At 71.4% G+C, this 19794-nt stretch carries 18 protein-coding genes and 2 pseudogenes; 13 read left to right on the top strand and 7 right to left on the bottom strand.

Going from position 1 to position 19794, the window contains the following annotated elements; all coding sequences use genetic code 11:
- Window positions 1-89 precede the first annotated feature (89 nt).
- The 9 genes from U9R90_RS07015 to U9R90_RS06975 all read left to right on the top strand — a co-directional run bounded on the left by U9R90_RS07015 (window position 90) and on the right by U9R90_RS06975 (window position 8370).
- Window positions 90-1787: a nitrite/sulfite reductase gene (locus U9R90_RS07015; protein WP_411055514.1), complete on the top strand. Its 1698-nt coding sequence runs from the start codon at window positions 90-92 to the stop codon at window positions 1785-1787.
- The gene (locus U9R90_RS07010; RefSeq protein WP_411055513.1) at window positions 1784-1963 is read left to right on the top strand and encodes a hypothetical protein; all 180 of its coding nucleotides are present in this window, start codon (window positions 1784-1786) and stop codon (window positions 1961-1963) included. The genes U9R90_RS07015 and U9R90_RS07010 overlap by 4 nt, the downstream gene beginning before the upstream one ends.
- Complete coding sequence (locus U9R90_RS07005; RefSeq protein WP_411055512.1) at window positions 1960-2670, top strand: phosphoadenylyl-sulfate reductase; 711 nt, start codon at window positions 1960-1962, stop codon at window positions 2668-2670. Before U9R90_RS07010 ends, U9R90_RS07005 begins: the two co-directional genes overlap by 4 nt.
- Complete coding sequence (cysC, locus tag U9R90_RS07000; protein WP_411055511.1) at window positions 2667-3260, top strand: adenylyl-sulfate kinase; 594 nt, start codon at window positions 2667-2669, stop codon at window positions 3258-3260. The genes U9R90_RS07005 and cysC overlap by 4 nt, the downstream gene beginning before the upstream one ends.
- Window positions 3257-4192 carry a sulfate adenylyltransferase subunit CysD gene (gene cysD, locus U9R90_RS06995; RefSeq protein WP_411055510.1) on the top strand — a complete coding sequence of 312 codons (936 nt, stop codon included), beginning with the start codon at window positions 3257-3259 and terminating at the stop codon, window positions 4190-4192. The genes cysC and cysD overlap by 4 nt, the downstream gene beginning before the upstream one ends.
- Window positions 4193-5548, top strand: a complete 1356-nt coding sequence (locus tag U9R90_RS06990) for a sulfate adenylyltransferase subunit 1 (protein WP_411055509.1) — start codon at window positions 4193-4195, stop codon at window positions 5546-5548.
- Window positions 5549-5775: 227 nt separating this feature from the next.
- Window positions 5776-6567 (top strand): ABC transporter ATP-binding protein, encoded by a 792-nt coding sequence (locus U9R90_RS06985; RefSeq protein WP_411057665.1) that lies wholly within the window; start codon window positions 5776-5778, stop codon window positions 6565-6567.
- Window positions 6554-7600 (top strand): ABC transporter permease subunit, encoded by a 1047-nt coding sequence (locus tag U9R90_RS06980; protein WP_411055508.1) that lies wholly within the window; start codon window positions 6554-6556, stop codon window positions 7598-7600. The genes U9R90_RS06985 and U9R90_RS06980 overlap by 14 nt, the downstream gene beginning before the upstream one ends.
- Before the next feature lie 17 nt (window positions 7601-7617).
- Complete coding sequence (locus tag U9R90_RS06975) at window positions 7618-8370, top strand: sirohydrochlorin chelatase (protein WP_411055507.1); 753 nt, start codon at window positions 7618-7620, stop codon at window positions 8368-8370.
- A gap of 84 nt (window positions 8371-8454) precedes the next feature.
- Here the strand turns inward: U9R90_RS06975 and U9R90_RS06970 are convergent.
- From U9R90_RS06970 to U9R90_RS06955, 4 genes and pseudogenes are all read right to left on the bottom strand, one after another.
- A pseudogene (locus U9R90_RS06970) lies at window positions 8455-8748 on the bottom strand (LacI family DNA-binding transcriptional regulator); the annotation flags it as partial.
- A gap of 27 nt (window positions 8749-8775) precedes the next feature.
- A complete protein-coding gene (locus U9R90_RS06965; protein WP_411055506.1) occupies window positions 8776-9597 on the bottom strand; it encodes an ATP-binding cassette domain-containing protein in 822 nt (273 codons plus the stop codon).
- Entirely contained in the window at window positions 9594-10610 is a 1017-nt protein-coding gene (locus U9R90_RS06960) for an ABC transporter permease (protein WP_411055505.1), read from the bottom strand. Before U9R90_RS06960 ends, U9R90_RS06965 begins: the two co-directional genes overlap by 4 nt.
- A 140-nt stretch (window positions 10611-10750) precedes the next feature.
- Window positions 10751-11830, bottom strand: coding sequence for a sugar ABC transporter substrate-binding protein (locus tag U9R90_RS06955; protein WP_411055504.1), 1080 nt, complete (start codon window positions 11828-11830; stop codon window positions 10751-10753).
- Window positions 11831-11970: 140 nt separating this feature from the next.
- On the opposite strand from U9R90_RS06955, the gene U9R90_RS06950 reads away from it, so the two are divergent.
- On the top strand, window positions 11971-14037 hold the full coding sequence (locus tag U9R90_RS06950) for a glycoside hydrolase family 32 protein (RefSeq protein ID WP_411055503.1): 2067 nt from the start codon (window positions 11971-11973) through the stop codon (window positions 14035-14037).
- Between the two features lie 66 nt (window positions 14038-14103).
- Here U9R90_RS06950 and U9R90_RS06945 read toward each other — a convergent pair.
- Both U9R90_RS06945 and U9R90_RS06940 read right to left on the bottom strand, forming a co-directional pair.
- A pseudogene (locus tag U9R90_RS06945) lies at window positions 14104-14373 on the bottom strand (transcriptional regulator); the annotation flags it as partial.
- A gap of 175 nt (window positions 14374-14548) precedes the next feature.
- The gene (locus U9R90_RS06940) at window positions 14549-16192 is read right to left on the bottom strand and encodes an acyl-CoA dehydrogenase family protein (protein WP_411055502.1); all 1644 of its coding nucleotides are present in this window, start codon (window positions 16190-16192) and stop codon (window positions 14549-14551) included.
- Window positions 16193-16209: 17 nt separating this feature from the next.
- Between U9R90_RS06940 and U9R90_RS06935 the strand changes: the two genes are divergently transcribed.
- Both U9R90_RS06935 and U9R90_RS06930 read left to right on the top strand, forming a co-directional pair.
- The gene (locus U9R90_RS06935; protein ID WP_411055501.1) at window positions 16210-17481 is read left to right on the top strand and encodes a YihY/virulence factor BrkB family protein; all 1272 of its coding nucleotides are present in this window, start codon (window positions 16210-16212) and stop codon (window positions 17479-17481) included.
- Window positions 17482-17491: 10 nt separating this feature from the next.
- Window positions 17492-17752, top strand: a complete 261-nt coding sequence (locus U9R90_RS06930; protein WP_411055500.1) for a hypothetical protein — start codon at window positions 17492-17494, stop codon at window positions 17750-17752.
- Between the two features lie 68 nt (window positions 17753-17820).
- On the opposite strand, the gene U9R90_RS06925 is transcribed toward U9R90_RS06930, so the two are convergent.
- Entirely contained in the window at window positions 17821-18654 is an 834-nt protein-coding gene (locus tag U9R90_RS06925) for an NAD(P)H-binding protein (RefSeq protein WP_411057664.1), read from the bottom strand.
- Between the two features lie 195 nt (window positions 18655-18849).
- Between U9R90_RS06925 and U9R90_RS06920 the strand changes: the two genes are divergently transcribed.
- A complete protein-coding gene (locus U9R90_RS06920) occupies window positions 18850-19788 on the top strand; it encodes an AraC family transcriptional regulator (protein WP_411055499.1) in 939 nt (312 codons plus the stop codon).
- The last annotated feature ends 6 nt before the right edge of the window (window positions 19789-19794 follow it).

The following is a 19794-nucleotide window of genomic DNA, read 5'->3' as shown; positions in this document are numbered from 1 at the left end:
ATAGCTGCGCAACGCCGCGCGCGTACCCCTTTACGCACCCGTATGCGCAGGTCAGTGCCGCTTCCTGCCGTTCCGAAGGACGTATTGCCATGGCCGCCACCCCCGAGAAGCCCGCTGCCGCCACGCCACGCCGCAAGGCGAGCCGCCACCGTGGCGAGGGTCAGTGGGCCGTGGGGCACTTCACCCCGCTCAACGGCAATGAGCAGTTCAAGAAGGACGATGACGGTCTCAATGTGCGGACACGTATTGAGACGATCTACTCCAAGGCCGGATTCGACTCGATCGACCCCGCCGACCTTCGCGGGCGCATGCGCTGGTGGGGTCTGTACACCCAGCGCAAGCCCGGCATCGACGGCGGCAAGACCGCGATCCTGGAGCCGGAGGAGCTGGACGACCGGTACTTCATGCTCCGGGTCCGGATCGACGGCGGACGGCTGACCACCGAGCAGCTGCGCGTCATCGGCGAGATCTCCCAGGAGTTCGCGCGCGGCACCGCCGACATCACCGACCGGCAGAACATCCAGTACCACTGGATCCGGATCGAGGACATGCCGGAGATCTGGCGGCGCCTGGAAGCGGTCGGCCTGTCCACCACCGAGGCCTGCGGCGACACACCCCGCGTGATCCTCGGCTCGCCGGTCGCCGGCATCGCGGCGGACGAGATCATCGACGGCACGCCCGCCATCGACGAGATCCAGCGCCGCTTCATCGGCAACCCCGACTTCTCCAACCTGCCGCGCAAGTTCAAGTCGGCCGTCTCCGGCTCCCCGCAGCTCGATGTCGCGCACGAGATCAACGACATCGCCTTCGTGGGCGTCAACCACCCCGAGCACGGCCCCGGCTTCGACCTGTGGGTCGGCGGCGGCCTCTCCACCAACCCCAAGCTCGGCCAGCGCCTGGGCGCCTGGGTGCCGCTGGACGAGGTCGCGGACGTCTACGGCGGCGTCATCGGCATCTTCCGCGACTACGGCTACCGGCGCCTGCGCACCCGCGCCCGCCTCAAGTTCCTGCTCGCCGACTGGGGCCCCGAGAAGTTCCGCCAGATCCTGGAAGACGAGTACCTGCAGCGCAAGCTGATCGACGGCCCGGCCCCCGAGCAGCCCGTCGGCACCTGGCGCGACCACCTCGGCGTGCACCAGCAGAAGGACGGCCGCTTCTACGTCGGCTTCGCCCCCCGCGTCGGACGCGTGGACGGCGCGACGCTCACGAAGATCGCCGAGGTGGCGGCCGCCCACGGCTCGGGGCGGCTGCGGACCACCGCCGAGCAGAAGATGATCGTGCTCGATGTGGAAGAGGCCCAGGTCGACTCGCTCGTGGCGGGTCTTGAGGCCCTCGACCTGCGGGTCAACGCCTCGCCCTTCCGGCGCGGCACCATGGCCTGCACCGGCATCGAGTTCTGCAAGCTCGCCATCGTCGAGACCAAGGCGCGCGGCGCCTCGCTCATCGACGAACTGGAGCGCCGCATCCCCGAGTTCGACCAGCCGATCACCATCAACATCAACGGCTGCCCCAACGCCTGCGCCCGTATCCAGGTCGCGGACATCGGTCTCAAGGGCCAGCTGATGCTCGACGCCGACGGCAACCAGGTCGAGGGCTTCCAGGTGCACCTCGGTGGCGCGCTCGGCCTGGAGGCCGGGTTCGGCCGCAAGGTCCGTGGCCTGAAGGTGACCTCGGCCGAGCTGCCCGACTACGTCGAGCGAGTCCTCACGCGCTTCCAGGCCGAGCGCGAGGACGGCGAGCGGTTCGCCACCTGGGTCGGCCGCGCATCCGAGGAGGCCCTCTCATGAGCGAGCGCGCGGCACCCTTCTACTGCCCCTACTGCGGCGACGAGGACCTGCGCCCGAACGAGACGGGCCATGGCGCCTGGGAGTGCGCCGCCTGCAATCGAGCCTTCCAGTTGAAGTTCCTCGGGCTGCTGACCCGCGGTGTTCAGCGCAACTCCGAAGGAGGGGACGAGATATGACCACGGCCCAGAAGGAACGTACGGCCGAGGAACTCAAGGCACTCGCCGAGCGCGCCGGGCGCGAGCTCGAGGACGCGTCCCCGCTGGACATCCTGAAGTGGGCGGCCGAGACCTTCGGCAAGCGCTTCTGTGTGACCTCCTCGATGGAGGACGCGGTGGTCGCCCACCTCGCCTCGCGCGCCTTCCCCGGCGTGGACGTCGTCTTCCTCGACACCGGCTACCACTTCCCGGAGACCCTCGGCACCGCGGACGCGGTCGGCGCGGTGATGGACGTCAACCTCATCACCCTCACCCCCGTCCAGACCGTGGCCGAGCAGGACGCCGAGTACGGCCCGAAGCTGCACGACCGCGACCCCGACCTGTGCTGCGCGCTGCGCAAGGTCAAGCCGCTTGAGCAGGGCCTGGCCTCGTACGACGCCTGGGCGACCGGACTGCGCCGGGACGAGTCGCCGACCCGCGCCAACACCCCGGTCGTCGGCTGGGACGAGAAGCGGCAGAAGGTCAAGGTCTCGCCGATCGCCCGCTGGACCCAGGACGACGTGGACGCGTACATCGCCGAACACGGCGTGCTCACCAACCCGTTGCTGGAGGACGGCTACCCGTCCATCGGCTGCGCACCCTGCACCCGCAGGGTCGCCGCGGGCGAGGACGCACGCGCCGGACGCTGGGCGGGCCGCAACAAGACCGAATGCGGGCTGCACGGATGACCGACCTCCAGACGACCGCCGAGACCACCCCTCAGACCAACCTCCGGGAGCAGCAAGTGACGGGAGCCACCATCTGGCTCACCGGTCTGCCGAGCGCCGGCAAGACCACCATCGCGTACGAACTCGCCGACCGGCTGCGCACCGACGGCCACCAGGTCGAGGTGCTGGACGGCGACGAGATCCGCGAGTTCCTCTCCGCGGGCCTCGGCTTCAGCCGCGAGGACCGGCACACCAACGTGCAGCGCATCGGCTTCGTCGCCGAACTGCTCGCCTCCAACGGGGTCAAGGCCCTGGTGCCGGTGATCGCCCCGTACGCGGACAGCCGCGAGGCCGTACGCAAGCGCCACCAGAGCGAGGGCACCCCGTACGTCGAGGTGCATGTCGCCACCCCGGTGGAGGTGTGCTCCGAGCGTGATGTGAAGGGCCTGTACGCCAAGCAGGCGGCCGGTGAGATCTCCGGTCTGACCGGGGTCGACGACCCCTATGAGGAGCCCGCTTCGCCCGATCTGCGGATCGAGTCGCAGCAGCAGACCGTTCAGGAGTCCGCAGCCGCGCTGCACGCGCTGCTCACCGAAAGGGGACTGGCGTGACCACCGCGACCACCGTCACCGAAGACACCGACAGCCCGTACGCCCTGAGCCACCTGGACGCCCTGGAGTCCGAGGCGGTGCACATCTTCCGTGAGGTGGCGGGCGAGTTCGAGCGGCCGGTGATCCTCTTCTCCGGTGGCAAGGACTCCATCGTCATGCTGCACCTGGCGCTGAAGGCGTTCGCCCCCGCGGCGGTCCCCTTCTCGCTGCTGCACGTGGACACCGGGCACAACTTCCCCGAGGTGCTCGAGTACCGCGACCGTACGGTCGCCGAGCACGGGCTGCGGCTGCACGTCGCATCGGTGCAGGAGTACATCGACGCGGGCAAGCTGCGCGAGCGCCCGGACGGCACCCGCAACCCGCTGCAGACCGTGCCGCTGACCGAGAAGATCCAGGCCGAGAAGTTCGACGCCGTGTTCGGCGGCGGGCGCCGCGACGAGGAGAAGGCCCGCGCCAAGGAGCGGGTGTTCAGCCTCCGGGACGAGTTCTCGCAGTGGGACCCGCGCCGCCAGCGCCCCGAGCTGTGGCAGCTCTACAACGGCAAGCACGCCCCCGGCGAGCACGTCCGGGTCTTCCCGCTCTCCAACTGGACCGAGCTGGACGTGTGGCAGTACATCGCCCGCGAGGGCATCGAACTGCCCGAGATCTACTTCGCGCACGAGCGCGAGGTGTTCCAGCGCTCCGGCATGTGGCTGACCGCGGGCGAGTGGGGCGGCCCCAAGGAGGACGAGCCCGTCGTCAAGCGCCAGGTGCGCTACCGCACGGTCGGCGACATGTCCTGCACCGGTGCCGTCGACTCCGACGCCACCACGCTGGACGCCGTGATCGCCGAGATCGCCGCGTCCCGGCTCACCGAACGGGGCGCCACCCGTGCCGACGACAAGATGTCCGAGGCCGCGATGGAAGACCGCAAGCGCGAGGGGTACTTCTAAATGTCCACCAGCAACATCCAGTTGGCCGAGCAGCTGTCGGCCACCACGCTGCTGCGGTTCGCCACGGCCGGATCGGTCGACGACGGCAAGTCCACCCTGGTCGGCCGCCTGCTGCACGACTCCAAGTCGGTCCTCACCGACCAACTGGAGGCCGTCGAGCGGGTCTCGGCCAGCCGCGGCCAGGAGGCGCCCGACCTGGCGCTGCTGACCGACGGGCTGCGGGCCGAGCGGGAGCAGGGCATCACCATCGATGTCGCCTACCGCTACTTCGCCACCGCCCGGCGCCGGTTCATCCTCGCCGACACCCCCGGGCATGTGCAGTACACCCGGAACATGGTCACCGGCGCATCGACCGCCGAGCTCGCCGTGGTCCTGGTCGACGCCCGCAACGGCGTGGTCGAGCAGACCCGCCGCCATGCCGCGGTCGCCGCCCTGCTGCGCGTGCCGCACGTCGTACTCGCCGTGAACAAGATGGACCTGGTCGACTACCAGGAGTCCGTCTTCGCCGCGATCGCCGAGGAGTTCACCACGTACGCCGCTTCCCTCGGCGTCCCGGAGATCACCGCGATCCCGATCTCGGCGCTCGCGGGTGACAACGTCGTGGAGCCCTCGGCGAACATGGACTGGTACGGCGGCCCCACCGTCCTGGAACACCTGGAGACCGTCCCGGTCAGCCACGACCTGGCCACCTGCCACGCCCGGTTCCCGGTCCAGTACGTGATCCGCCCGCAGACCGCCGAGCACCCCGACTACCGCGGCTACGCGGGCCAGATCGCGGCCGGCACCTTCCGGGTCGGCGAGACGGTGACCGTACTGCCGTCCGGGCGCACCTCGAAGATCTCCGCGATCGACCTGCTCGGCGAGCCGGTCGACGTGGCCTGGACCCCGCAGTCGGTGACCATCCGGCTTGAGGACGACATCGACATCTCGCGCGGCGACCTGCTGGTACCGGCCGGGGACGCCCCCGCCACCAGCCAGGACCTGACCGCGACCGTCTGCCACGTCGCCGACACGCCGCTGTCGGTGGGCCAGCGGGTGCTGCTCAAGCACACCACCCGTACGGTCAAGGCGATCGTCAAGGACATCCCGTCCCGGCTCACCCTGGACGACCTGTCCCAGCACCCGGCCCCCGGGCAGCTGGTCGCCAACGACATCGGCCGGGTCGTGGTCCGCCTCGCCGAGCCGCTGGCCATCGACAACTACGCCGACTCCCGGCGCACCGGGTCCTTCCTGCTGATCGACCCGGCCGACGGGACGACGCTGGCGGCCGGAATGGCGGGCGACGCCTTCGCCCAGGCCACCGAGCCGGCCGCCGAGCAGCAGGCCGAAGACGCCGACGACGGCTGGGACTTCTGATGGCCGTCGACATGTACGCGGGCTTCGCCAAGGAGGGCGGCCGCATCGGCAGCGGCCGCCTGGGCGCAGGCACCGGGGGAGTGGCGCGATGCCGCCCGTAACTCCGCTGCCGCCGTATATGTGCCACCGCAGTCCCCGCCCCGCCGACCAGCCGTAGCCGCCCTGAGGGGCGGACCGGCTCGACGAGAGGACCGCCTCCCGTGACCGCCGAACTGACCGCCCCGCCCGTGCTGGACCGCATCGACGCCCAAAGTGGCGCCGACGCCTCCGGTGGCTATGCCGTACGCCTGGACCATGTGTCGAAGTCCTACGGCTCCCCGAGCGCACCGCAGTTGGTGCTCGACGACATCCGGCTCGATGTCGCGCCCGGAGAGTTCCTGTGCCTGCTCGGCGCGTCCGGCTGCGGCAAGTCCACGCTGCTCAACCTGGTCGCGGGCCTGGACCAGCCCTCGCAGGGCAGCGTCCAGGTGCCGTTCGGGCGGCCCGCGCTGATGTTCCAGGACCACGCCCTGTTCCCTTGGCTGAGCGCCGGGCGGAACATCGAACTGGCCCTGCGGCTCGCCGGGGTCGCCAAGGCCGAGCGGCGCGAGCAGGCCCAGGAGCTGCTGCGCCTGGTGCGGCTCCCGGACGCCTACGGCAAGCGGGTGCACCAGCTGTCCGGCGGGATGCGGCAGCGGGTCGCGCTGGCCAGGGCGCTCGCCCAGGGCAGTGAGGTCCTGCTGATGGACGAGCCGTTCGCCGCGCTGGACGCGATCACCCGGGACCTGCTGCACGACGAGCTCACCCGCGTCTGGTCCGAGCGCAAGCTGACCGTCCTGTTCGTCACCCACAACGTCCGCGAGGCCGTACGGCTCGGCCAGCGTGTGGTGCTGCTCGGCTCCCGCCCCGGCCGTATCGCCCGCGAGTGGGAAGTCGACATTCCGTATCCGCGCCGGATCGAGGACGTCGAGGTCACCGACCTCGCCCGCGAGGTCACCGGCCATCTGCACGAGGAGATCGTTCGCCATGCCCGCCACTGACGCCACGCCGCACCACGGGCGGGGCGAGAACGCGGGCGCGGCGACCGCGGACCCCACGGATACCGCGGACCCTACGGATACCGCCGAGCCCACGGTTCCGGCTGGCCCCACGGGTCCGGCTGACCTGGGCGATCCCGCCACCCCCTCCACCCAGGCCACTCCGGCCAGCCCAGCCACCCCGGCCGACTCCGTCGACGAGATGGCCTCAGGCCTGGACGCCCTGGAGACCCCCACGCCGTCCGCCGCGTCCGCCGCCTACCGACGGGTGCTCGCCAAGGCGGGGCCGCCGCTGATCGCCATCGCCACGGTCCTGGTCCTGTGGCAGCTCGCCCACGCGCTCAACTGGTCCCAGACGCTGCCCTCCCCGGCCGCGGTCTGGGGTCAGCTCGCCGACGCCTGGTCCGACGGCACCCTGCTGCCGGGCCTCGGGCACAGCCTGCTGCGCTGCCTGGTCGGCTTCGGCGCGTCCGCCGCCATCGGCGTACCGCTGGGCCTGCTGCTCACCCGCGTCACCCCGCTGCGTACCGTCCTCGGCCCGATCCTGTCCGCCATCCAGTCGCTGCCCGCGGCCGCCCTGGTGCCGGTCGCCGTGATCGCACTCGGCGACTCCGAGGGCGCGGTGTACGCGGTGGTGCTGCTCGGCGCGGTGCCCTCGATCGCCGTCGGCGTGATGGCGGCCGTCGACCAGGTGCCGCCGCTGCTGCTGCGGGCCGGACAGTCGATGGGCGCCTCCGGGGTCAGGGGCGCGCTCCATGTGCTCGTACCGGCCGCGCTGCCCGGACTGGTCACCGCCCTGCGCCAGGGCTGGACCTTCGGCTGGCGGGCGCTGATGACCGCCGAGCTGATCACCGCGACCCCGCTGCCGGGCATCGGCCGGATGCTCGACGCGGGCAAGCAGAGCGGCGAACTGAGCCTGGTGCTCGCCGCGGTGCTGCTGATCCTGGCTGTCGGCGTCCTGGTCGAGTCGGCCGTCTTCGCCCCGCTGGAGCGCCGGGTGCTGCACAGTCGCGGCCTGGCCGCCGCACGGAACTGAACGGGAGGACTCAACCGATGCGTCAGCCCGTACTCCTCCTGATCGCCCACGGAAGCCGCGACCCGCGGCACGCCGCGACGGTGCAGGCCCTGGTGCGCCGGGTGCGGGCGCAGCGCCCCGGCCTGCGCGTGGAGACCGGCTTCCTGGACTTCAACGCGCCGACCGTCCCGCAGGTCCTTCAGCGCCTCGCCGCCGACGGCGTACGCGACGTGGTCGCCCTGCCGCTCCTGCTGACCCGCGCCTTCCACGCCAAGGCCGACATCCCCGCCGTACTGCACGAGGCCACCGCCCGGCTGCCGCGGCTGAACGTACGGCAGGCCGAGGTGCTCGGGCCCTCGCCGCTGCTCCAGGACGCGTTGGAGCGACGGCTGTACGACGCCGGGCTCACGCCAGGCGAGCGAAGCTCGACCGGGGTCGTGCTGGCCTCGGCGGGCTCCACAGACCCGGAGGCGATCGCAGTGATCGCTGAAATCGCGCGGGAGTGGCGGCGCACCGGTTGGTGTGCCGTGCGGCCTGCGTTCGCCTCCGCATCCCTGCCCCGTACCGAGGACGCCGTGCGGGAGCTGCGCGCCGCCGGTGCGCGCCGGGTCGCGGTCGCACCGTATGTCATCGCGCCCGGCTTCCTGCCGGACCGTATCGCGCGCGGTGCCCGCGAGGCCGGTGCCGACGTACTGGCCGATGTGCTGGGCCCGGCGCCGGAGTTGGCGCGGCTGCTGCTGGCCAGGTACGACGAGGCGCGCGTTCCGGCGCTGGCGGCCGTCGGGGCCTGAGGGCAGGCCCCCTGGCGGTTGCCCCCGTCAGAGCCTGTCTTTGAACCCCCGCCTGCGCCCCGACGCCCGGCACGCACGCTCGCNCAGGGTGAGCCCCCGGTCGCGTACGACGTCCTCGACGCCACCCGCGACCGTCCCGAAGAACGGATTGCCCATGTCGGGCACGACCAGGCCGATGGTGGAGTCCCGCCCGCCCACCCGCATGTTGCGCGCCATGAGGTTGGGCCTGAAGCCCAGCTCCTCGACGACGGCGAGCACCTTGGCGCGGGTCGCTTCGGAGACCGGACCGTCCTCGTTGAGCACCCGGGACACGGTCTTCGCGCTCACGCCGACCCGCTCGGCCACATCGGCCAGGGTCGGCCGCCGGGTGCTCGCCATCGTCCCCGCACCTTCTACTCGTTCACGCTATTCGTTCACGCCGACCGCCTGTGCGGCTTCCACGTCCGCCACGACCGTACCGCCGCCCGGCTCGTCGACCTGCAGAGCCCCGGTCATGATGGCCACCACCTCGGCCATCGAGTGGTCCTCGGGCCTGATCTGCGCCACCCTGCGCCCCAGGCGCTGGACGTGGATACGGTCCGCGATCTCGAAGACATGCGGCATGTTGTGGCTGATCAGCACCACCGGAAGGCCGCGGTCCCGGACCCGCCTGATCATGTCCAGTACCTGCCCCGACTCCTTGACGCCGAGCGCGGCGGTCGGCTCGTCCATCACCACCACATGGCGCGCCCAGGCGACCGCGCGGGCCACCGCAACCCCCTGCCGCTGACCGCCGGAAAGGGTCTCGACGGCCTGGGTCAGCGAGCGCAGCCCGATCTTCAACTCGGCCATGTGGGCCGCCGACTCCTCCCGCATCCGCTTCTTGTCGAGCATCCGCAGGACGCTGCCGAGCGGCCCCTTCCTGCGCACCTCCCGGCCGAGGAACATGTTCGAGGCGATATCGAGCGACGCGGCGACCGCGAGGTCCTGGTAGACGGTTTCGATGCCGTACCGCCGCGCGTCCAGCGGGCCGCGGAAGCGCACCGGCTCGCCGTCGACCTCGATGCTGCCCTCGTCCGGCTGGAGTGCCCCGGTCAGGGCCTTGATCAGGCTGGACTTCCCGGCGCCGTTGTCGCCGATGACGGCGAGCACCTCGCCGGGAAGCAGGTCGAAGTCGGCGCCGTCCAGGGCGGTGACATGTCCGTAGCGCTTGACGAGCCCACGGGCCCGCAGAACGGGAGTGGTCATCGGCTGGCCTTCCTGCGGGAGATCTGGTCGGCGGTCACGGCGAGGATCACCAGCGCGCCGGTGATCAGGGTCTGGTAGATCGAGCCGACGCCCATCAGCTGCAGGCCGTTGCGGAAGACGCCGACGATCAGCGCCCCGATCAGCGTGCCGAGCACCACGCCCCGGCCGCCGAACAGCGACGTTCCACCGAGTACCACCGCGGTGATCGCGTCCAGGTTGTCGGTCTGGCCCGCCTTCGGGTCGCCGACTCCGGTACGGGACACCAGGAGCAGCGCCGCGACGCCGTAGATGAGCCCGGCGAGGGTGTAGATGCCGAGCCGCAGGCGGGTGGTGCGGATACCGGTCAGCCGCGCCACGTCGGGATTGTCGCCCAGGGCGTAGGTGTGCTTGCCCCAGGCGGTCTGCCCCAGCGCGTAGGCCAGGATCAGGAACAGCACGATGGTCAGCACCGAGCCGTAGGTGATGTCGGTGCTGCCCAGCGGGAAGGTCTCGCCCAGACCGGTGAGCGTGCCCGGCAGGTCCGTGATCGTCTGCTCGTCCGAGTAGATGTGGGTGAGCGCGAAGGCGATGTTGAGCATGCCGAGCGTCACGATGAACGGCGGCAGTCTGACGTAGGTCACCAGGGCGCCGGTGGTCAGCCCGAACAGGGCGCACACCCCGATCCCGGCGGCGATGGCGACCAGCGGCGGCAGGGTCCCCTCGGCCGCGAGCTTGGCCATCACGATCGTGCCGAACGCCATCACCGCGCCGCAGGAGAGGTCGATACCGGCGGTGAGGATGATCAGGGTCTGGCCGAGCGCCAGGGTGCCGACGACCATGACCTGTTGGACGACGAGCGAGAGGTTGCCGCCGGAGAGGAACTGCTCGCTCTGGAACGAGAAGAAGACGCAGGCGGCGAGCAGTGCGACCAGGGGTCCGGCGGTGGGGTGGGTGGACAGGGCGCGCCAGTCCGGGCCGCGGTGCGCCGGGGGTGGTGACGGCGCCTCACGCGGCGGCGCGGTGGCGGTGCTCATGGGTCAGGGGCTCCCTTGACTCGTGGCTGAGGGCTGAGGGCTGAGGGCTGAGGGCTGGGGCTGAGGGCTGTGGGCTGTGGGCTCGTGGCTGTGGGCCCGGGGTGTGTGCGGTGGTACGGGGCGGTGGTACGGGGCCGGGCTCAGCCCCAGCAGTTCTCCAGGCCGTACGCCGTGTCCTTGGCCTCTTCGCCGCCGACCGGCTGGTCCGTGATGAGCCGGACCCCCGTGTCGACATAGCCCTGGGGCTTCTTGGACTCGTCCTTGGCGTAGGCGACGACGGCCTCCACCCCCTCGGCCGCCATGGCCAGCGGGTACTGCTGCGAAGTAGCCGTGATCTTCCCGGACTTGACGGCCTTGGTTCCGGTGCAGCCGCCGTCCACCGAGACGATCAGTACGTCCTTGTCGCGGCCCTTGGCCTTGAGCGCGGTGTGGGCGCCGAGCGCGGCGGGCTCGTTGATGGTGTAGACGACGTTGACATCCGGGGCCTTCTGCAGACAGTTCTCCATCGCCGTCTGGCCCTTGGACTGGTCGCCTCCGGTGTCCTGGGAGCAGACGATCGACGGGTCGCCCTTCTTGATGCCGAAGCCCTTGAGGAATCCGTCGTGGCGCAACTGGCCGACGGCGACTCCGGGGGCGAGGTCCAGGGTCGCGATCTTCGCGTCCTTCCCCTCCATCGCGGCCTTGGCGTACTGGCCGATCAGTTCGCCCGCCTTGTGGTTGTCGGTGGCGAACAGGGCGTCGACGGCATCCTGCGGCTCGGTCGGCGAGTCGAGCGCGATGACCAGAACGCCCTTGGCGCGGGCCTGCTTGACGGCGGGCACGATCGCCTTGGAGTCGTTCGGAGTGATCAGGATGCCCCGTACACCGGCGGCGACCATGTTCTCGATGGCCGTCACCTGGCCTTCGTTGTCGCCGTCGAACTTGCCCGCAGCCGTGGAGAGTTCGGCTCCTGACTCCTTCGCGGCGCGCTCGGCGCCCTGCTTCATCTTGACGAAGAACGGGTTGGTGTCGGTCTTGGTGATCAGCCCGACCTTGACCTCGCCCTCACCCTCGCTTCCCGAAGACCCCTGGGAGCCCTCACCGCAGGCGCTGAGCAGCAGGGCCGCGGACAGGGCGCAGGCGGTGAGGGGCAGGGTCGCGCGGGCGGAACGGGCGTTGGTGTGGGGCGTGTTGGCGGTGGTGTGGTGCGTGCTGGCGGTGGTGCGAACGGTGCGCTTCATGGCGCGGCTCCTCGCGGCACAGAGAGGTGACAGCGTTGACATATGTCAACGTTGACATCGACTGGGCAGGATGATGGACTCCGCCGCGAGTCACGTCAATGCCCTTCGCTCGCAACGAGTTGGCAACGGAGGCCATCCAGATGAGCCGCTGGACAGCACCGAACCTGATCGCCATCGCGGCACTGCTCGTCGCCGCAACCGCCCCCGCCAGCGCGAATACCCTGGCGCACCGCGCACCCGACGCACCCCGTGGCCCCAAGGCCACCGGCCCGGTCAACCCGGGCTTCGAGACCGGAGATCTCACCGGCTGGACCGCCACCGGCGACGCCTTCGGGCCCGGCGCCGTCAGCGACACCGACACCTACTGGGGAGGCCCCTTCCACCACAAGGGGCGCTACCACCTCTGGGGCCACGCCGCGGAGGGCGACGACGCCACCGGCACCCTCACCTCCTCGTCGTTCGCCGCCCCTTCCCGGATGAGCTTCGCGATCGCCGGCGGCTGGGACCCCGACCGGCTGTACGTCGCCCTCGTCCGGGACAGCGACGGCAGGCAACTCCTCAAGCAGACCGGCATGGACGACGAGGCGTACGTCCGCATCGTCTGGGACACCGGGCGATGGCGGGGCCAGGCCGTCCACCTGGAGGTCGTCGACCGCAAGACCGGCGGCTGGGGCCATATCAACCTCGACGACGTCCGCACCCCGAACGATCCCGTTGGCGGCGACCCGGACCAGGACGACAACGGGCTGACCTTCCGCACCCTCGGCCAGGCCAACCAGCCCACCGGGCACCAGTACGCGGCCGACGCGCTGCGCCCGCAGTTCCACTACACGCCGTACCAGGGCTGGATCAACGACCCCAACGGGGTGGTCCAGTTCCGCGGCCGCCACCACCTGTTCAGCCAGCACTATCCGGACGCGCCCCTCTGGGGCCCGATGCACTGGGCACACGCCGACAGCCCCGACGCCGTGCGCTGGCGTGAGCTCCCCATCGCGCTCACCCCGGCCCCGCCCGCGACTCCCACCGACAATTCCGGGATCTTCAGCGGCAGTGCCGTCGAGGACGACGACGGCAACCTGACCGTCGCGTACACGCGCTTCACCGACACCGAAGCCCACCCGGGCGCGAAACCCGAGACGGTCGAGATCGCCACCAGCACGGACGGCGTGCGCTTCGGCGCGCCCAGGGAGGCCGTCGCCGAGCCGCCCGCCGGGTCGGGGGCGGGGTTCCGCGACCCCAAGGTCTTTCGCGATCCGGCCGACAACCGCTGGAAGATGGTGGTCGGTTCGGGCGACGGCGGGCGCGGCAGAGTCCATCTCTACGCCTCGGACGATCTGCGCGCGTGGACGTACGAGGGCGTGCTCACCGAAGGCGACGAGAGCACCGGGGCGATGTGGGAGTGCCCCGACCTCTTCCCGCTGGGCGACGACGGGACCTGGGTACTGCTCTACTCCACCAACGAGGGCGGCGAGTCGGTCCAGCGCTACGCCGTCGGGTCGTACGACGGCGGGAAGTTCACCGCCGACCGGCACGGCGTCCTCGACGGCGGCGGCGACAGCTATGCCGCCCAGAGCTACCGCACCGGCGACGGGCGGCGCCTGATGACGGCCTGGATGAGCGACTGGAACGTCAAGGAGCCGACCCGCGTCAACGGCTGGGCCGGTGCCCAGACCCTCCACCGCGAGCTGTTCCTGCGCCCCGACGGCGGGCTCGGACAGCGGCCGGTCAAGGAGGCCGACACCCTGGAGAAGGACACCATCGCCAGCGTCAAGGACAAGAAGGTGAAGGGCGGTTGGCGGCTCGGCCGCGGTGACACCGCACGCCTGAAGGCCGTACTCGATCTGAACGCCACCACCGCCGACACCGTCACCGTCCGCCTCAAGGCGGCACCGGGCGGCGCCGAGGCGACCGAGCTGCGCTACCGGAAGTCAGCCGGCACCCTCACCCTGGACACCGCCGGGTCCGGGTACGGCACCGCGGACAGCTACACCACACGGGTGGCGCCCGCCGCGGACGGCACCCTCTCACTCGACGTCCTGATCGACCGCTCGTCCGTAGAGGTCTTCACCGGCGACGGCGAGGCGCTCACCGCCCGCGTCTACCCGCGCTACCAGGAGTCCGACGGGGTCGAGTTCGCCGCCGACGGGGGTGAACTCCACATCAAGAGCGCCACCTTGACCGCCATGGGGTCGAGCTGGAGCGACTAGGCGCCGATCTCCGCCGACCCCCGCCGATCCCTGTCGGTCCGCGCGGGGCCGTGCCGGGCAGGCTGTGGACTCGCTCCAGTCGGCGCCGAGTTCGAAGCCGTGGGCATCGGCCATCCGCAGCACCGCGGAGCTGCCCTCGCGCCACAGCACCCGGCCATCGGCGTCCGCGACCACCATGATGTGCTGCGCGGCGTCCGCCATCGACACCAACCCCTCGCGCGGCAACGGCAGAACGCTGTGCAGCGGGGAGCCGCGGCGGCGCTTCTCGACGTCCTCGCGGGCCAGCAGCCGTGTCCGGAAATCGTGGTCGGGGTCAAGACCGCTGCGCAGCAGCCGCGACCTCCTGCAACCCTGGCGAACACCCGAGCGGTTGACCGAAACTGATGGCAACGCCGCTTCTGCGGTGTTCGTGCTCCTGACAACGGGGCTTGAGAGCGAGGGTGGTGCCGTGTCGGCGCAGCACCACCCTCGCCACTTATGTCCGGGCGATGCCCGTTTGGGCCCGCTTGTTTCAAGCCACCGCCCGCGCCCGCTCGACGACGGACGCCAGGTCCAGCGTGTGCGGCAGTGTGCCGAATGCGGAGCCCCAGTCCCCGCCGAGCCGCGAGGCGCAGAACGCGTCGGCCACCTCGGGCGGCGCGAACCGCACCAGCAGCGAGCCCTGCAGCACCAGCGCCATCCGCTCGACCACACGCCGGGCGCGCGCCTCGACCCCCTCCAGGTCGGCCAGTTCGGTCAGCAGGTCCTTGATCGCACCGTCCAGCCGGTGATCGGCGCCGCGCGCCCGCCCGACCTCCCGCAGATACGCGTTCAGCGCCCGCGGTTCGCGCTGCAACGCCCGTAGCGCGTCCAGCGCCTGTACGTTGCCTGAGCCCTCCCAGATCGAGTTGAGCGGTGACTCGCGCAGCAGCCGCGGCATCCCGGACTCCTCCACGTAGCCGTTGCCGCCCAGACACTCCAGCGCCTCGACCACCAGCGGCGTACACCGCTTGGTCACCCAGTACTTGGCGGCCGGCACCGCGAGCCGCAGCAGCGCCCGCTCGTCCTCACCGCCGTCGTCGTACGCCGCCGCGAGCCGCAGACCGAGCACCGTCGCCGCCTCCGACTCCAGCGCCAGATCGGCCAGTACGTTGCGCATCAGCGGCTTGTCGATCAGTACGCCGCCGAACGCGCTCCGGTACGCGGTGTGGTGCACGGCCTGCGCCACGGCCTGCCGCATCAGCGCGGCGGAGCCGAGTACACAGTCGAGCCGGGTGGCCGCGACCATCTCGATGATGGTGCGCACCCCGCGCCCTTCCTCGCCCACCAGCCGGGCCCAGGTGCCGTCGAACTCCACCTCGGCGGACGCGTTGGACCGGTTGCCCAGCTTGTCCTTCAGGCGCTGGATCGCGAAGACGTTCCGGGAGCCGTCCGCCAGCACCCGCGGCACCAGGAAACAGCTCAGCCCGCCGGGCGCCTGCGCGAGCACCAGGAAGCCGTCCGACATCGGAGCGGAGCAGAACCACTTGTGCCCGGTGAGCAGATAGGTCCCCGCATCACCCGCTTCGGCCAGCGGCACCGCCCGCGTGGTGTTCGCCCGTACGTCGCTGCCGCCCTGCTTCTCCGTCATGCCCATCCCGAACAGCGCCCCGGCCTTGTCCGCCGCGGGCCGCAGCCCGGCGTCGTACACCCGCGAGGTGAGCCGCGGCTCCCACTCGGCCGCCAGCCCGGGTGAGCTCCGCAGAGCGGGCACGGCCGCGTGCGTCATGGACAGCGGGCAGGTGTGCCCCGCCTCCACCTGGCTCCACACCAGGAAGGCGGCGGCCCTGCGCACATGCCCGCCCTCGCGGTCCCAGGCCGCGGTCAGCCCCGCGGACACGCCCTTCCCGAGCAGCCGGTGCCAGGCGGGATGGAACTCCACCTCGTCGATCCGGTGCCCGTAGCGGTCATGGGTGTGGAGGTTCGGTGGATTCTCGTTGGCCAGTCTCCCCCACTCCTGAGCCTGCGCCGAGCCCGCCGCGCGGCCCAGCGCGGTCAGCTCCTCGCTCGCCGCGTCGCGTAGTCCGGACGGCAGATGCCGCGCCATGCTCTCGGCCAGAGCACGGTCCGCGGTGAACACGTCGTACCCGACCAGCGGCGGAGCCTGGTTGGTCACGGTGTGGGTGGGGGGAGTCATGCCGCTACGGTAAGGAGGTGCACCAGGCAAACGAAACTCCCGAGCGGCCGTCGGGCCGGCTTCACCGGGCCCGACGGCTGTACCGGAACGTGTCGAAACGCAGGACCGCCTGGCTGCTCCTGAAGGACACCGTCAACTCCTGTATCGAGTACCGCATCCTCGGGCTCGCGGCCGAAGCCGCGTTCTTCACGCTGCTGTCCGTCCCCCCGCTGCTGCTCAGCCTGGTCGGACTGCTCGGCTATGTCGACGCCTGGGTGGGAGTCGAGACGATCGAGTCGGTCGAGGCCAACATCCTGGAGGCGGCGGGCACGATCCTGTCCGAAAAGGGCGTCCAGGACATCGCGCAGCCCATCCTCGACGATGTGCTGAAAGGCGCCAAGCCCGATGTGATCTCGATAGGCTTCCTGCTCGCGCTGTGGTCGGGCTCGCGCGCGGTGACCGTCTTCGTCGACACGATCACCGTGATGTACGGACTCGACGGGGTACGTGGCATCGTCAAGACCCGGCTCCTGGCGTTCCTGCTCTTCGTGATGGCGCTGCTGATCGGCTCGGTCGCACTGCCGCTGATGGTGGCGGGCCCGGACCGGGTGCTGGACATACTGCCCTGGAGCGAGGGCCTGGTGCGGGTCCTGTACTGGCCGGTCGTCAGCCTGCTCGGCACCGCCTTCCTGACGACGCTCTACCACGTCTCGGTGCCGGTGCGCTCGCGCTGGGTCGAGGACGTTCCAGGGGCGCTGGTCGCGCTCGGCCTGTGGGTGCTGGGCAGCTTCCTGCTGCGCATCTACCTGACCCGGACCATCGACACTCCCGGTGGTCCCTCCATCTACGGTTCGCTGGCCGCGCCCATCGCCGTGCTGCTGTGGATGGGTGTCTCGGCCTTCGCGGTCCTGGTCGGTGCCGCGGTGAACGCCGCCGTGGACCGGGTGTGGCCCTCCATCGCCACGGCCGCGGCACGCGCCGCGAACGAACGCGCCCGGGAGGCCGCGGCCGCCGCGGTCGTCGCCAAGGCCGCCGCCGCCCGCGCGGCGGGCAGGGACCCGAACGACCCGGACGACGACGATGATGATGTGGAGGGTATGGACGACCCCGGCATGCCGTCGGAGTTCCCCGAGCGCTGGGCCCAGTTCCTGCCCCCGGAGGACGTCACCGGCCGACTCCGTACACCCACCAAACGCAAGAGCGAACCCCACCCGCCGAAGCCACCCCAGGACCCGGCCGCCACTTCCCCCCAGGCCTCGAACGGGAGCCAGGACGCGCAAAACAGGCGCGGCGACCACCCCGCCCCTTAACCTCAGGAGCATGAGGCCCTCCCCGCGTCGTTTCACCGTCGTGCTGAAGCCCCAGCTCACCGATGCCGAGGGGCATCCCGACCACGGTTCCGCGCTGCGCTCCGGGACCGTGGAGGCCACCGGGCGGGCCGGGGAGTCCGGCTACCCGCGCTACGAGGGCGAGGGGATCACGGCGGAGATCGACCCCGCGACGCGCACCGTGGAAGCGGTGAGCGTCGACGGCCGGGAGCTGCCGTACGGGTGGGTGGCGGAGATCGCCGACGAGGAGTAGGGCCTGTCCGGCGGACCTTGCCTGGGACGCGCCCGCCCGCCCGGCTCCCGCCCGGCTGGCGTCCGGGGTCACGCCTTCCAGGTGCCGGCCGCCGCCTGTTCCCGTGCGAACTCGGTGAAGTCCCGCGGCTCGCGCCCCAGCACCTTCCGCACCCCGTCCGACAGATGGGCGTTGTGCCCGTCCAGCATGTGCGTGAACAGCTCGGTCAGGAACGCCACCTCCGGGCCCGGCAGCCCGAACTCCGTCATCACGGCGGCGTAGTCCGCCATCGGCATCGGCACATACCGGATGTCCCGCCCCGTGGCCCGCGCGATCTCGGCCACGGCCTCCCGCCACGACAGCAGCCGCGGCCCCGTCACGTCGTAGATCCGCCCGCCGTGCCCCTCCTCGGTCAGCGCGGCCACCACCACATCGGCGATGTCCCGTGCGTCGATGAACGGTTCGCGCACCTCACCGGCCGGGAAGGCCAGTTCACCGCCGCGCACGAACTCGAGCAGCGGCCCCTCGCTGAAGTTCTGCGCGAACCAACTGCCCCGCACGATCGTCCAGTCGGCCCCCGACTCGCGCAGCGCCCGCTCCGCCGGCAGCGCCATCTCCTCGCCGCGCGCCGAGAGGAGCACCAGCCGCCGCACCCCGCTGGCCACGGCCTGCCGCGCCAACGCACCGACCGCGTCGGCGGCCGTCGGGGCGCCGATGTCCGAGTAGTACGCGAGATAGGCGGCGTCCACCCCGTCCAGCGCGGCCGCCCAGGTCGCCCTGTCCTCCCAGTCGAAGGGCACCGCGGCGGACCGCGACACCGCACGCACCCCGAGCCCGGCCGCTTCGGCCGACTCGGCCACCAGCCGTCCGGTCCGCCCCGAGCCACCGGTCACCAGCACTGTCATGTCCCGCGTCTCCCTCATGTCCCGCACGTCCTTCCGGTCGTCCAACTGCTCCGACTGCCCTGACTGCTCCGACCGCCCCGACTGCTCCGGCCGTTCCGTCTTCGTCATGGGCACCAGTGAACCGCCGCACGGTGAGCGCGCCCATGGCCCAGAGGCTCACTCGCATAAGCGCGCGTCTACGCGCAGCACCGAGCCGCGGCTACCCTGGCCGCCATGGACGCTCTGGCAGGTCTGCTCGAAGGCCCACGCGCCCGTGGCGCCTTCATGATCCGGGCGTGCTTCGACCCGCCCTGGTCGGTACGGATCGAGGACCGCGCACCACTGACGGTGATCACCATGGCGCGCGGCGACGCCTGGCTCGTCCCCGACCAGGGGGAGCCGCTGCGGATCCGCCCCGGCGACATCGCGATCGCCCGCGGCCCGGACCCGTACCTCTGCGCCGACGACCCGGCGACCGCACCGCGCGCGGTGATCCACCCAGGCGGGCGCTGCGCGACCCCCGACGGGCAGGAGATCAAGGACTACGTCGACCTCGGCACCCGTACCTGGGGCGGCCGCAGTGACGGCTCCGTGGTGGCGCTGATCGGCACCTACCAACTGCAGGGTGAACTCAACGCCCGGCTCCTGGACGCGCTCCCGCCGCTGCTGTCGCTGTCGGCCGAGGAATGGGACTGCCCGTTCGGGCCGCTGCTGGCCGAGGAGATCGCCCGTGACGAACCGGGCCAGGAGGTCGTCCTCGACCGGCTGCTCGACCTGACGCTGATCGCGACCCTGCGCGCCTGGTTCTCCCGCCCCGACGCCGCGGCCCCCGCCTGGTACGCGGCGCTCGGCGACCCCGTCGTGGGCCGGGCCCTGAGGCTGATCCAGGACGACCCGGCACACCCCTGGACGGTCGCGGACCTCGCCGCCAAGGCCGGGGTGTCGCGGGCCGCGCTGGCCCGTCGCTTCAACGAGCTGGTGGGGGAGCCGCCCATGGCGTATCTGACCGGCTGGCGCCTGGCGCTCGCCGCCGACCGGCTGCGCGACACCACCGACACGGTCGGCGCGATCGCCCGTCAGGTCGGGTACGGCAGTGCCTTCGCCCTGTCCAACGCCTTCAAGCGGGTGTACGGGGTCAGCCCTCAGGAACACCGGGCGGGCACGGCGGCGTAGCGTGGG

Source organism: Streptomyces sp. E11-3 (assembly GCF_046540415.1).
Taxonomy (GTDB): domain Bacteria; phylum Actinomycetota; class Actinomycetes; order Streptomycetales; family Streptomycetaceae; genus Streptomyces.
The sequence above is the reverse complement of the archived record's forward strand: the minus strand, read 5'-3'. Positions and strand labels throughout refer to the sequence as shown.

Excerpts from the sequence above, each read along its gene's own strand:
- U9R90_RS07015 (WP_411055514.1), top strand. The coding sequence starts at position 90 with ATGGCCGCCACCCCCGAGAAGCCCGCTGCCGCCACGCCACGCCGCAAG.
- U9R90_RS07010 (WP_411055513.1), top strand. The coding sequence starts at position 1,784 with ATGAGCGAGCGCGCGGCACCCTTCTACTGCCCCTACTGCGGCGACGAG.
- U9R90_RS07005 (WP_411055512.1), top strand. The coding sequence starts at position 1,960 with ATGACCACGGCCCAGAAGGAACGTACGGCCGAGGAACTCAAGGCACTC.
- cysC (WP_411055511.1), top strand. The coding sequence starts at position 2,667 with ATGACCGACCTCCAGACGACCGCCGAGACCACCCCTCAGACCAACCTC.
- U9R90_RS06990 (WP_411055509.1), top strand. The coding sequence starts at position 4,193 with ATGTCCACCAGCAACATCCAGTTGGCCGAGCAGCTGTCGGCCACCACG.
- U9R90_RS06980 (WP_411055508.1), top strand. The coding sequence starts at position 6,554 with ATGCCCGCCACTGACGCCACGCCGCACCACGGGCGGGGCGAGAACGCG.
- U9R90_RS06975 (WP_411055507.1), top strand. The coding sequence starts at position 7,618 with ATGCGTCAGCCCGTACTCCTCCTGATCGCCCACGGAAGCCGCGACCCG.
- U9R90_RS06965 (WP_411055506.1), bottom strand. The coding sequence starts at position 9,597 with ATGACCACTCCCGTTCTGCGGGCCCGTGGGCTCGTCAAGCGCTACGGA.
- U9R90_RS06960 (WP_411055505.1), bottom strand. The coding sequence starts at position 10,610 with ATGAGCACCGCCACCGCGCCGCCGCGTGAGGCGCCGTCACCACCCCCG.
- U9R90_RS06955 (WP_411055504.1), bottom strand. The coding sequence starts at position 11,830 with ATGAAGCGCACCGTTCGCACCACCGCCAGCACGCACCACACCACCGCC.
- U9R90_RS06950 (WP_411055503.1), top strand. The coding sequence starts at position 11,971 with ATGAGCCGCTGGACAGCACCGAACCTGATCGCCATCGCGGCACTGCTC.
- U9R90_RS06940 (WP_411055502.1), bottom strand. The coding sequence starts at position 16,192 with ATGACTCCCCCCACCCACACCGTGACCAACCAGGCTCCGCCGCTGGTC.
- U9R90_RS06930 (WP_411055500.1), top strand. The coding sequence starts at position 17,492 with ATGAGGCCCTCCCCGCGTCGTTTCACCGTCGTGCTGAAGCCCCAGCTC.
- U9R90_RS06925 (WP_411057664.1), bottom strand. The coding sequence starts at position 18,654 with ATGAGGGAGACGCGGGACATGACAGTGCTGGTGACCGGTGGCTCGGGG.
- U9R90_RS06920 (WP_411055499.1), top strand. The coding sequence starts at position 18,850 with ATGGACGCTCTGGCAGGTCTGCTCGAAGGCCCACGCGCCCGTGGCGCC.